Annotated in this window: 10 protein-coding genes and 1 pseudogene; 4 read left to right on the forward strand and 7 right to left on the reverse strand. The window is 42.0% G+C overall.

From position 1 onward, the window contains the following. Positions 1–184: 184 nt before the first annotated feature. Entirely contained in the window at positions 185–781 is a 597-nt protein-coding gene (locus FZ952_RS04990) for a TetR/AcrR family transcriptional regulator (RefSeq protein WP_148880826.1), read from the forward strand. Continuing rightward, on the forward strand, positions 778–1,344 hold the full coding sequence (locus FZ952_RS04995; protein ID WP_148880827.1) for an NAD(P)H-dependent oxidoreductase: 567 nt from the start codon (positions 778–780) through the stop codon (positions 1,342–1,344). Before FZ952_RS04990 ends, FZ952_RS04995 begins: the two co-directional genes overlap by 4 nt. A 44-nt stretch (positions 1,345–1,388) precedes the next feature. Here the strand turns inward: FZ952_RS04995 and purB are convergent, their stop codons facing one another. The 7 genes from purB to purD form a co-directional block, all read right to left on the reverse strand. Further along, complete coding sequence (purB, locus tag FZ952_RS05000; protein ID WP_148880828.1) at positions 1,389–2,684, reverse strand: adenylosuccinate lyase; 1,296 nt, start codon at positions 2,682–2,684, stop codon at positions 1,389–1,391. A 41-nt stretch (positions 2,685–2,725) separates the two neighbouring features. Beyond that, positions 2,726–3,640 carry a DUF4435 domain-containing protein gene (locus FZ952_RS05005; RefSeq protein WP_148880829.1) on the reverse strand — a complete coding sequence of 305 codons (915 nt, stop codon included), beginning with the start codon at positions 3,638–3,640 and terminating at the stop codon, positions 2,726–2,728. Beyond that, on the reverse strand, positions 3,633–5,018 hold the full coding sequence (locus tag FZ952_RS05010) for an AAA family ATPase (RefSeq protein WP_148880830.1): 1,386 nt from the start codon (positions 5,016–5,018) through the stop codon (positions 3,633–3,635). The genes FZ952_RS05005 and FZ952_RS05010 overlap by 8 nt, the downstream gene beginning before the upstream one ends. A 49-nt stretch (positions 5,019–5,067) precedes the next feature. Then, positions 5,068–5,295, reverse strand: coding sequence for a phosphoribosylaminoimidazole carboxylase (locus FZ952_RS05015; RefSeq protein WP_148880837.1), 228 nt, complete (start codon positions 5,293–5,295; stop codon positions 5,068–5,070). A gap of 129 nt (positions 5,296–5,424) precedes the next feature. Beyond that, positions 5,425–6,504 carry a 5-(carboxyamino)imidazole ribonucleotide synthase gene (gene purK, locus FZ952_RS05020; protein WP_148880831.1) on the reverse strand — a complete coding sequence of 360 codons (1,080 nt, stop codon included), beginning with the start codon at positions 6,502–6,504 and terminating at the stop codon, positions 5,425–5,427. Next, positions 6,491–6,979, reverse strand: coding sequence for a 5-(carboxyamino)imidazole ribonucleotide mutase (purE, locus tag FZ952_RS05025; protein WP_148880832.1), 489 nt, complete (start codon positions 6,977–6,979; stop codon positions 6,491–6,493). The genes purK and purE overlap by 14 nt, the downstream gene beginning before the upstream one ends. Before the next feature lie 224 nt (positions 6,980–7,203). Beyond that, complete coding sequence (gene purD / locus FZ952_RS05030) at positions 7,204–8,469, reverse strand: phosphoribosylamine--glycine ligase (protein WP_148880833.1); 1,266 nt, start codon at positions 8,467–8,469, stop codon at positions 7,204–7,206. A 320-nt stretch (positions 8,470–8,789) separates the two neighbouring features. Between purD and FZ952_RS05035 the strand changes: the two genes are divergently transcribed. Together FZ952_RS05035 and FZ952_RS11770 are read left to right on the forward strand one after the other, a co-directional pair. Then, positions 8,790–10,736, forward strand: a complete 1,947-nt coding sequence (locus FZ952_RS05035; RefSeq protein ID WP_148880834.1) for a GBS Bsp-like repeat-containing protein — start codon at positions 8,790–8,792, stop codon at positions 10,734–10,736. Positions 10,737–10,817: 81 nt separating this feature from the next. Beyond that, positions 10,818–12,196, forward strand: a pseudogene (locus tag FZ952_RS11770) (IS3 family transposase). The last annotated feature ends 54 nt before the right edge of the window (positions 12,197–12,250 follow it).

The raw sequence follows: 12,250 nt of genomic DNA on the forward strand, positions 1-12,250 counted from the left end.
TTGAGCAGCCCGCCCTAAAAAGAAAGCGCTATCATTTTGATATTATTTTATCATTTTATCGGATTGAAAGCAAATTCCGCCATGGTTTAGCCCAGAATAAAGCTGTAAATTCGTTGACAAGAAAAAGTAGACAGTGTATACTAAAAATAGATAAGTAGACAGTGTATACTTTTGGAGGAGATACATGAAACGCAATACTGCCCAGCTGAAAGAAGATCTCATTCAAACGGGGATTGAAGAAATTAGAAAACACGGAATTGAACAGCTTTCGCTCAGAACTGTTGCCAAGGCCTGCGGTGTGACCCATGGCAGCCCTTATCGACATTTTAAGAGCAAAGAAGGCTATCTTAAAGTCGTTTTGACTCAGCTTTCGCTGTTTCTCAATCAGGAAATCAATGAAAATATTGATGCGACAGGTTCTGCGCGTGATCAGCTGACCCAGCTTGGTCTAAATTTCATCATTTTTGCCAAGACCTACCCTCATTTTTTTGAAGCCCTTTTTATTAAATTTCCTTTTAAATATATGAAAGTGGAACAGGACACTATTCTTTTGGAGTGTGATCTGCCTGGATTTGATAAATTTAAGGAGCTTGTTTTAAAGCTTCGCAAGGAGGAAAATTTTAGCAATAGCGAAGCAGAAAGCCTTTTTCACTTTTGGAGCTTTATCACAGGTCTGGCCGTTCTGACCAACAGTCCTATCGGCCAAGACCTTGATCCTCAAGCCATCCAAAGCACTATCGAGCACATGCTTGACATTTATATCAAAGGAGAACGATTATGAAAACCTTGATTATTTACACCTACCCCAGCCCAACTGGCTTCAATGCTGCTATTCTCAAAGAAGTTCAAAGCAACCTTTCTAAGAAGCACGAGGTGAAAACCTTGGACTTGTATGCTGAAAATTTTGACCCAATCTTGCGCTTTGACCAAGAACATAGACGCCGTGACCTGCACAAAGACCCTGAAATGGCAAAATACCGCGATTTGATTACTTGGGCAGACCATCTAATTTTCATTTTCCCTATCTGGTGGAGCGGTATGCCGGCCATTCTCAAAGGCTTTATCGACCGCGTCTTTGCGGCTGACTTTGCCTACTCTTATCAGAAAGTCGGTCTCCAAGGCCACTTGCAAGGAAAGTCCGGCTGGATTATCACCAGCCACAATACTCCAGGTTTTGCCCTGCCTTTTGTCCAAGACTACGGCAAAGTACTTAAAAATCAAGTCCTGAAACTTTGTGGTATTTCTCCAATCAAACTGACAGAGCTCAACGGAGTAGAACGCAAAACAGACCAACAACGCCAAGAAATGCTCAAGAAAATCGGACAGCTGGCCAGTCAAATTTAAGATAAAGAAAATAGGCGCTTCTTACGAAATGCCTATTTTCTTGTTTAATCCAGCCCCACACGCTTGAAGATTTCATCCACACGCTTGGTGTAATAAGTTGGATTGAAGATTTCATCGATTTCCTCTTGAGTCAGACGTGAGGTTACTTCTGGATCTGCTTCGAGAAGTGGTTTGAAATCTACTTGATTGTCCCAAGAGTAGGCTGTTTTCGGTTGAACAAGGTCGTAAGCTTGCTCACGCGTCATGCCTTTTTCAATCAAGGTCAACATCGCACGTTGGCTAAAGATAAGCCCGAAGGTTGAGTTCATGTTGCGAATCATGTTTTCTGGGAAAACCGTCAAGTTCTTAACGATATTTCCAAAACGATTGAGCATGTAGTCAATCAAGATGGTCGTATCTGGTGTGATAATCCGCTCAGCTGATGAGTGGGAAATGTCGCGTTCGTGCCAGAGGGCTACGTTCTCATAGGCTGTAATCATGTGACCACGGATAACACGCGCAAGACCTGTCATGTTTTCAGAGCCAATAGGGTTGCGTTTGTGAGGCATAGCAGATGAACCCTTTTGCCCCTTAGCAAAGAATTCCTCTACTTCGCGTTGCTCAGACTTTTGCAAACCACGGATCTCCGTCGCCATGCGTTCGATGGATGTCGCGATGCTCGCAAGCACTGCAAAGTACTCAGCATGAAGGTCACGAGGAAGCACCTGTGTAGAGATTTCTTGGGCACGGATACCCATCTTGTCGCAGACATATTGCTCTACAAATGGTGGGATGTTAGCAAAGTTCCCAACCGCGCCAGAGATTTTCCCAGCTTCCACGCCAGCAGCCGCATGCTCAAAACGCTCGATGTTGCGCTTCATCTCGCTGTACCAAGTCGCCAGCTTAAGGCCAAAAGTCGTAGGCTCCGCATGCACCCCATGGGTACGACCCATCATGATGGTGAACTTGTGCTCCTTAGCCTTGTCAGCGATGATGTTGGTGAAGTTTTCAAGGTCACGACGGATGATGTCATTGGCCTGCTTGTAGAGGTAACCGTAGGCCGTATCCACCACGTCGGTCGAGGTTAGACCGTAGTGCACCCACTTGCGCTCCTCGCCAAGCGTCTCAGAAACCGCACGCGTGAAAGCCACCACATCGTGGCGCGTCTCCTGCTCAATCTCCAAAATACGGTCGATGTCAAAGTCCGCCTTCTCGCGAATTAAAGCCACATCTTCTTTAGGGATTTCCCCCAACTCAGCCCACGCCTCGTCAGCCAAGATTTCCACCTCAAGCCAAGCACGGTATTTATTTTCTTCACTCCAAATGTTCGCCATCTCAGGGCGAGAGTAACGGTTGATCATTGTTGTTTCTCCTTAAGCTATCAAGCTACTTATAAGTATTTTTACGCTGATAAGTTACTTTCAATTATTGTTTTTATATAGTCTAATTTACGAATATCAAATGAAGTTATACATTCCCACTTGAAATCCCTTTCAGATATTACGGTTACTTTTGCAGATTTTGCTACCAATATGTTTCGAATATAAGCGATAAAACTTTTAAAAAGATATTTACCACAAATCAAATTATAATAATCTTCATTATTTATTGACTCATATTTTTCTTTGATTTTTTCCATTTCTTTAGCAAAAACATCACATAAATTATGAGTTTTTACAATCTGATTTACTCTTTCTAGTTCCGTTTCCAAAGCATCGTTATTTAGAAAACCTGTTTTAAAATCTAGGAGTTTCTTAGCACTAGACACAGTCTTCCCAATCTCTGTTGAAAATTCTGGATCGCTCTCACCATTGTTAGCAGTTAAACTTTCTATCGTCGCATATCGCAAGAAAAGTTCTTTTGATTCATCTACAATCCTTTGCTTCCACCCTTCAAAATTAAAACCACTCTCTAACACACCGTCATCATCTGTATGTAATCGACCTTTTAAAAATTTATTGGGATAGTTCCAATCAATAAAATAACTTTCTATATTATAAGTTTGTAAATATATAAAATGATCATCAAGTATCATTTTTTCGGGACATTTATATCTCCAAAAATCTCCATCAGTAATATAAAAATTTAGTTTCCCTTTCTGACTCTTTCGTCCATAGGTTTTATAATCTTGAACCACTTTAGATTTATCTCCAGAAGCTACAACTGATACAATCCTATATCCCATGCGTTTGAATATTTCTTTATACCAAAATTCATAGCCAGTATCCTCGATGTACAAATTAAAGTCATTGGCATTTTCAAGAAATTTTTGTCTAGTGTAAAGAGCAGATTGTGAGTGTTTTAATCCATTACTCATTATCCACTCGCTCCTTCTTTAATTCAAACATCTTATTTTCATACTCTCCTACAATCTCTGGAGAATGTGTCGCTAATATTATTTGTATATTTTTCCTAGATTTTAAAATATTTGGTATTAATTTTAACTGCCACAACATATGAAGTGATATTTCAGGTTCATCAGCAATAAATACATCTTTAAACTTTTTATTTCTTGAAAATCGGTTTGTCAAAACCAAGTTTGCAAAAAATATTACTATTTGTTTCTCTCCAGAAGAAAGATATTTAAAATGAATCTTTCCACTTCGACCTTTTATTCTAAAATAAGGAGCCCCAAAATTGTCAAAAATAAGTTCTTTTTTCTCCATACTATCTTCAAAAAAAGAGTTCACTATATTGGTGAAATTATTTATTCTGCCACTTATATCTGAAAGCCTCTTCTCTAATTTTTCTGCAATAGGAAGTACTTTTTTCATTCTAACAATTTCAGAAGCCTCAAATAAAAATGTTATCACGATGTCGAATGGCACCTCGTCATTAGAACTCTTTATACCCAAACGCAAAGATTCCATAACACTTGGTAATTTTTGTTTATAGTTATTCAAAAAAGAGTTTATCTTTTGCTTGTGCTCATCTGGAACATCAAGATCATCAAGCATTTTTAAATATTTATTATTTAAATTATTAATTTTATCAACATCTATAATTAATTCATTCTGTAATAGATTATCAAGTTGATCAGTATTTATATCTAACGAACTAGATAGAATTTCATTTTTAAATTCCTGATTATACCGATTTTTCCTACTTTCAATGATTCTATTTTCTTTCTCAATCAAACTAACTGCATGTTGAAGAGCATTGTCAATATTAATATTATCCAATAGATTATTTTTTCTAAAAGGATTTAGGCGAACTTTTTCTGTACTGATATTAGAAGGGATTCTATTGATTGGTAAGTAAAGTTCATTAAAAGCTCTTCTTATATCTGATAGTATTGGATAAACCACGAAAATGTCATCTCGTTCTTCTATGATATTTTCTTCAAAAACATCCAAAGAATTAATTGTAGTTTGAAAAATTCTATCAGACTTTTTCTTTCCATTTTCTGATATTTCAAGTTCCAAATAAAGACCATTTTCTTTATCAATGCTTCTTGATATGTCAATAGAATAATCTGTGTTGTCTTGATCATCTTTCCCTTGCAATGTAATCTGTTCAAACTTAATATCAAATAATTTCCAAATTTTAGCCGTTAAGACTGTCTCTAAAATTGATAAAATAGTCGTTTTACCACTACCATTCTCTCCATACAAAATAGTTATATCTTGATTAAATTTTATATCGTAATTATAAACTTTATGAAGTTTTTTTATGGTCATAGATTTTATATACATATTTAACACCCCTCGTAGTTTTTCCCAATAAATAATAATATGAACTTCCCTACTCAAACTCCTCTTTCCCAATAAGTACGGATGGGTAGTGAGGTAATTCGTTGAGATTTGTATCCAATGGCAGATCATAAATCGCCAAATAGTTTTCGGGGTATTGAGCAACTAATTCATCATATTTAGCTTGTACCTTGTCATGATCAGTACTTGCAAACAAGACTTCAACGACTGCTCCCGTCTTATCCTTCTCAACAAAAGCATTAACAATGATTTGAATCATAGGCTTCATCTAAAAATCAATCCCTTCTAGCAGTAGTTGACTGACTTCTCTTGCTGACTTTATCAGCTACGACAAGCCTAGTCAACCTTGCAGGGGTAAGACGACGGACCTTATAACTGGGGTCCTGTCTTACTCCCCAAACTCTTCCACACTATCCGGCGCATCACTAAACAAAGTCACATGCCCCATCTTACGGTTGTGCTTCGCTTCTATTTTACCATACAGGTGGAGGTGGGCGCTTGGATTTTCTGTGACATATTTCTCAGCGGCCTCGACATGCTGGCCGAGAACATTGAGCATAACGGCTGGCGCATGCAGGTGGATAGCTGGCAATGGTGCTCCCAGAACACCCAGAATATGGGTGTCAAACTGCGAGAAGTCGCAGGCTTCGATAGAGTAGTGCCCAGAGTTGTGTGGCCGTGGAGCAATCTCATTGACGATGATGTCATCAGCGGTCGCAAACATTTCCACGCAAAGGGTTCCAGACAAATTGAGCTGTTCTGCGATTCGCACTGCCATGGTTTTTGCCTTATCTGCTAGACTTTCCGAAATGCGAGCTGGCACGATTGTCTTAGACAGGATATTGTTGCGATGGATATTTTCCTGAACTGGGAAAACCGTCACGTCCTTGCCATTGCCGGATACGATGACAGAAATTTCAAGGTCAAAGTTGACAAACTCTTCCAAAACGCAGTCTGCCGAATCAGCCAGCGCATAGGATTCTTCCAAGTCTTCTGCCGAGCAAATGACCTTTTGTCCATGCCCATCGTAACCACCAGTCGCGGTCTTGAGGACATAGTTTTTCGACAGATCGATATCTGCCAAATCTTGACTAGAAGTCACGACCTTGTAGGGTGCCACGGTGACTTGAGCCTTATTTGACAAAAAGTCCTTTTCAAAAATGCGATTTTGAGAAATGCGGAGCAGATCCGTCCCTTGAGGGAGCTGACCATCCTTGATAACGGCATCCAAGCCGTCAGCATCGACATTTTCAAACTCATAGGTCAGAACATCACATCGCTCTGCCAACTGACGAAGAGCGTCCACATCATTATAAGGAGCCACGATGATCTCCGCCACGCGAGAGGCAGGGCAGCCCGCCGCAGGATCCAGTGCAATGACCTTGTGCCCCATGTAGATAGCAGAAATGGCCATCATCTGTCCCAGCTGACCGCCACCGATAATTCCGATTGTTTTAGATGAGCTCATTGGTAGACTCCTCAGCGATTTTCCCTTGTTCTTCTGCAAAATCCGCTAGCGCTGCTGCCAGGTCTTGGTCTTCAATGGCCAAGATCCGCAGGGCAGTCAGGGCAGCGTTTATCGCTCCCGCTTCCCCAATAGCCATAGTTGCCACAGGAACACCACCTGGCATCTGAACGATCGAATAAAGTGAGTCCAAACCGCTGAGAGCACGAGATTTGACTGGTACACCGATGACAGGCAGAGTGGTTTTAGCCGCTACCATTCCTGGCAAATGGGCTGCGCCACCAGCACCTGCGATGATGACCTTTATGCCACGGCTACGAGCTTCTTCAGCATGCTGAAACATGAGGTCAGGCGTGCGGTGGGCAGAGACCACTTTCTTTTCGTAGGCTACACCAAAGCGATCTAAGACTTCGGCGGTTTTTTGCATGGTAGCCCAGTCGGATTTGGAGCCCATGATGATGGAAATAATTGGTTTCATATTAAGATACAAAGGGACGATTCGCTTGCGAAAAATCCCGTAGAAAAATAGGAAAACTAACGACGACGGTTACGTCTAGGCAGTTTTATCTTTTTTCCTAGGGATTTAGTCCCGTGTTCAGTTAGGGAAACTAACTGAATACTCCTTTCTTACAGTTTTTCTTTTACTGCGACGATTATACTATAGTGGCTCGCTTTCGCTCGCCATGACAACTATAGTATCTGTTAATCTTTTATGGCCTTGCTTCCGATATCCGTTCGGTAAAAGAGACCTGTTGTGTCTTGTTTTTTTAGTTGGTTATAGATTTTTTCCTGCGCAGCTGAGACGCTATCTGCTGTGGTGACCAGCATGTACACTCGGCCGCCATTTGACAGCAGTGCTCTGCTATTATCCGCAAACTTAGCCCCAGCATAGTAGGTGATGATGTCGCCGTCGGTTTTAGCTGGCAACTCAACTCCTTTTTCATAATCTAGCGGATAGCCATTAGATGCGACAACCACGCCAAGTGTCACGCCCTCATCCAGCCAAGTGATAGCAGGCTCCTTCTTATCCAAAATGTCCGTGATGTTCTGCGCAAAGTCAGACGTCAAGCGCGGCAGGATAATCTGGGTCTCCGGATCGCCGAAGCGCGAGTTGAACTCGATAACCTTAGGACCATCGGCTGTCAGAATCAGCCCAGCATAGAGCACGCCAAGATAAGGTCGTCCCTCAGCTATCATGCCTTTGAGAACCGGCTTGATAATCGTCTCAACTGACTGCTCCACCACACTTTGTGGCAGGTGAGGCACTGGTGCATAAGCTCCCATACCGCCTGTATTGGGTCCCTTGTCTCCATCATAGGCCCGCTTGTGGTCCTGGGCCGTCGGCAGGATGTAAAACTTATCGCCATTGACAAAGGCAAAGAGAGAAAATTCCTCACCTTCAAGAAACTCCTCGATAACCACACGCGCACCCGAGTCGCCAAACTTATTGTCCAAGAGCATCTCCTGCGCGGCCTCAACCGCCTGCTCCACGGTCTCCGCCACAACAACGCCCTTGCCCAGAGCCAAGCCGTCCGCCTTGACCACGATAGGTGCTCCCTGCTTTTCTATGTAGGCTTTGGCTTCCTCAAAGTCGGAAAATGTGCCATAGGCTGCTGTCGGAACACCGTATTTAACCATGATTTCCTTGGCAAAATCCTTGGACCACTCCAGCTCCGCTGCTAAACGAGATGGACCGAAAGCCTTGAGCCCAGCTTGATTAAAATCATCTACAATCCCAGCTGCCAGGGCATCATCCGGACCGATAAAAGACCAAGCAATATCGTTCGCCTTTGCGAACTCGATCAATTTAGAATGTTCGGAAATTCCAATATTCACCAAGTCTAGCCCATCCAAGATCATGCCATCATTTCCAGGAGCGACAAAAACCTGCTCCACATCCTGAGACTCCAACAACTTCTTGGCAATCGCATGCTCACGACCGCCTGAACCAACAACTAAAAGCTTCATAGCCAAGATACCTCAATGTCCAATATCACAGGTGCTAACGCACCAAGCTAACACATCACGTAAAAATCATTGTTTTTTTACGAATTATTTATCTAAATTATATCACAATTGTTCGTTTTATTCTATGATAACCGAGAAAGAATGAAAACAATCTAATCTTACTGAAAATTTATAACCTTTAGTCAAAACATCAAAGATTTCATAAAACTAAATTAGATTAGCAGTTCAATTCCCAAAATTTTAAAAAATTACTCTATTTTCATATTTTTTCCCGAATAATCTAAATGGAATTATCCAAATTTCTTATTCAAAGGAGATCTATGAAGAAATATCAGAAACTGTTTTTATTATCTGGAGCAGCCCTTGGTCTGTTTGCCAGTCATTCCACGGCTCAGGCTGTTGCATCGACTGAAGCTGGAAGCAAAATCCTAGGCCCCACTGATCGTGCCAGCAATGTGACTGTCAATGTCACTGGGGATACGGCACAGATTCATTATGCCCGCTCCAAGGCTCAAGTTCCTTATACTATTTCCCACGCGGTCTGGTCCGACGAAAATGGACAGGATGATTTGAAATGGTACACCACGCCTCAAACATCCAGCACAGCCATTGATCTCCGGCAACACGCCGGATACGGCACCTTCCATGTACACACTTACATTAATATCAACGGGAAGATGATAGGCTTGAATGGTACGACCTTTACCCTCAATAAACCCACTAGCAAAACAAGTGTCACAACAGCTGGACAGATTGGCCGCATCAATTTTACGCGAAATAAAGACCAAGGGAACTCAAAAATTGTCCATGCAGTTTGGTCTGATGAAAATGGTGGTGACGACCTTAATTGGTATGAAGCTGGACAAGATAGTACCGAATTTAACCTTTCTAAGCATAAGGGCTATGGAAAATATTTCATAGATACTTATGAAAATAAAAATGGCAAAATGATTTACCAATCGGGCACTACTTTCCATCTCGAAAAGCCTAATCCGACCATTCAGACAAGCTTCCCTGAGTCGGGCATTATGGAAATCCTTATCAAAAACCTACCTGACACCATGTACAAGGTCACTGTGCCAACTTGGTCTGAAAACAAGGGTCAGGATGATTTGCAATGGTACGAGGCAAGTAAAAATCCTGATGGTAGTTACAGCGTCAGAGTAGAACTGAAAAAGCATCATTACGATACAGGCACCTATCATATCCATCTCTACGGTGAAAGCTATGTCAAGCCTGAATTTACAGGATTAGCAGGAACAACTGCTACGATAGATTCTGAAAAGCTCCCTTCTCCAGAAGAGCAAAAACCGCTTTTTTCTGTCGAAAATGTCAATCATGAGCAGGGAACCTATACTGTAAAAACCAGTGAGACTGCAACATCTAAGCCGATTCAGTCCGTCCGCGTTCCCATCTGGAGCACCCATAATCAAAGCAATATCAAATGGTATGAGGCAAGTAATAATGGAGATGGGACCTTTACTGCACAATTTAATATTCGCAACCACCAAGCCTTATCTGGTAATTATATCAATCATATCTACGTCAAATATAAAGATGGCAGCGAACATAGCTATGCGACAGACACCGTCACTCTCTCTGCTGAAAATATCAAAACCAAGGTTTCTGTCAATAAAATCTCTGCCTACAATTACGAAGTGACCGTGGCAGATGCTTTCGGGCCAGGAACGATTTCTCTGCCGACCTGGTCAGAAGTCAACGGCCAAGATGACATCAAATGGTACACTGCTAACAAAGTTGGCAATGGCTTGTATAAATTTACCATCAATACGCAACAGCATGCTGGAAGTGGTCTCTTCCATACCCATGTCTACCGTAATCTCAACGGCCAGTTGACTGGACTTACAGGCACCAGCTATCAGGTTGATAAACCAACTACTCCTGAGCCAACCCTCTATACCCCTGATTATGCAGGCGCCTCCTCTTACCCCCATGGTCAGTGCACTTGGGGAGCAAAAGTGCTGGCTCCTTGGGCCGGTCCTTACTGGGGTAATGGTGGCCAGTGGGCAGCCAGCGCACGCGCAGCTGGTTTCCAGACAGGAAGTATCCCACAAGTCGGAGCAATTATCTGCTGGACTGATGGTGGCTATGGGCATGTCGGTGTTGTCACCCATGTCGAATCCAACACCCGCATCCAAATCAAAGAATCAAACTATGCAGGCAAACAATACATTGGCAACTTCCGTGGCTGGTTTAATCCCTACGCCGCTGGTCAAGGAGCTGTCAGCTATATTTATCCAAAATAAATCTATTCAAAAACCCTCGGCTTAATGAACCGCACCCCAAAAGTTAGACAGAAAAAATCTAACATTTGGGGTGTTATTTTTATGAAATTAAGTTATGAAGACAAAGTCAAAATCTATGAGTTACGGCAAAATGGTGAAAGCATTAAGTCTTTGTCGGACCAGTTCAGTGTTGCAGAATCCGGTATTCAATATATGATTCGACTGATAGACAGATACGGGATGAACATTGTCAAGAAAGGGAAAAATACCTATTATTCTCCAGAATTAAAGCAGGAAATGATTGATAACGTGCTTCTGAAACAACAGTCACAGCTGACCGTTTCACTTGATTACGCCTTGCCAAACCGAGGGACTCTTCCAAATTGGATAGCGCAATACAAGAAAAACGGCTATACTATTCTTGAGAAAGCAAGAGGGAGGCCGCCAAAAATGGGACGTAAGCCAAAGAAGACCTGGGAAGAGATGACGGAGTTAGAGCGACTCCAAGAAGAAAATGAACGTCTTAGAACGGAGAATGCCTATCTAAAAAAGTTGAAGGAATTGCGCCTGAGGGACGAAGCCTTAGCGCGTGAAAGGCAGAAACAGTTAGAGAAATGGTCAATGGAGGATTCCGACTAGACCTCCTTCTAGCAACAGCTAAACTAGCTCGTGCCACCTACTATTACCAGCTCAAGCAACTAGCTACAGAGGACAAAGATAGGGACATCAAGAATGAGATACAAGCAATTTTTAAGGCTCATAAGGGCAATTATGGTTACCGCAGGGTTCATCTAGAACTGCGCAATCGTGGTTATAGCATCAATCATAAGAAAGTGCAGCGTTTGATGCAGGTGTTAGGTCTGTCTGCACGCATCCGTAAGCGCAAGAAATACAAGTCCTACAAGGGGGAGGTTGGCAAGAAGGCTCCAAATCTGATTAACAAGCAATTTGAGGGGTCTAAACCTTTTGAGAAGTGTTATACCGATGTGACCGAGTTTGCTTTGCCAAATTGCTCTGAGAAACTCTATCTGTCGCCTGTTCTGGATGGTTATAACAGCGAAATTATCGGCTTTACCTTGTCCCATTCTCCCAACCTGATGCAAGTTAAATCCATGCTTGAAAAGGCTTTTCCTAAGGAAGCTTATCCCAATACTATTCTCCATAGCGACCAAGGTTGGCAATACCAACAGGAGGTCTACCATCGTTTTCTTGACAGTAAAGGGATCTGTCCCTCCATGTCTCGCAAAGGAACTAGCACGGATAACGGTATGATGGAATCTTTCTTTGGCATTTAAAAAGCAGAGATGTTTTATGGCTTTGAACATGAATTTAGGTCATTATAAGACTTTAAAAAAGCCATTATAGACTACATTGATTACTACAACAACAAGCGTATTAAAGCAAAACTAAAACATACTAAGATTAGTAGTGAGAAAATCTCCGACGGGAGAAAGTACTCACTACTTTTTTCGTTATGTTAAAGTAGAGGTGTCTTGTTAAGTCGATGAGTCCTTTGGCGCTAGACGTCGTAACTA

The sequence above is a fragment of the Streptococcus sp. Marseille-P7376 genome, assembly GCF_902460385.1.
Classification (GTDB): Bacteria; Bacillota; Bacilli; order Lactobacillales; family Streptococcaceae; genus Streptococcus; species Streptococcus sinensis.

Bases quoted from the DNA above. Each gene is read 5' to 3' on its own strand.
- FZ952_RS04990 (WP_148880826.1), top strand. From the start codon at position 185: ATGAAACGCAATACTGCCCAGCTGAAAGAAGATCTCATTCAAACGGGG.
- purK (WP_148880831.1), bottom strand. From the start codon at position 6,504: ATGAGCTCATCTAAAACAATCGGAATTATCGGTGGCGGTCAGCTGGGA.
- FZ952_RS05015 (WP_148880837.1), bottom strand. From the start codon at position 5,295: ATGATTCAAATCATTGTTAATGCTTTTGTTGAGAAGGATAAGACGGGA.
- purB (WP_148880828.1), bottom strand. From the start codon at position 2,684: ATGATCAACCGTTACTCTCGCCCTGAGATGGCGAACATTTGGAGTGAA.
- purD (WP_148880833.1), bottom strand. From the start codon at position 8,469: ATGAAGCTTTTAGTTGTTGGTTCAGGCGGTCGTGAGCATGCGATTGCC.
- purE (WP_148880832.1), bottom strand. From the start codon at position 6,979: ATGAAACCAATTATTTCCATCATCATGGGCTCCAAATCCGACTGGGCT.
- FZ952_RS05035 (WP_148880834.1), top strand. From the start codon at position 8,790: ATGAAGAAATATCAGAAACTGTTTTTATTATCTGGAGCAGCCCTTGGT.
- FZ952_RS05005 (WP_148880829.1), bottom strand. From the start codon at position 3,640: ATGAGTAATGGATTAAAACACTCACAATCTGCTCTTTACACTAGACAA.
- FZ952_RS05010 (WP_148880830.1), bottom strand. From the start codon at position 5,018: ATGTATATAAAATCTATGACCATAAAAAAACTTCATAAAGTTTATAAT.
- FZ952_RS04995 (WP_148880827.1), top strand. From the start codon at position 778: ATGAAAACCTTGATTATTTACACCTACCCCAGCCCAACTGGCTTCAAT.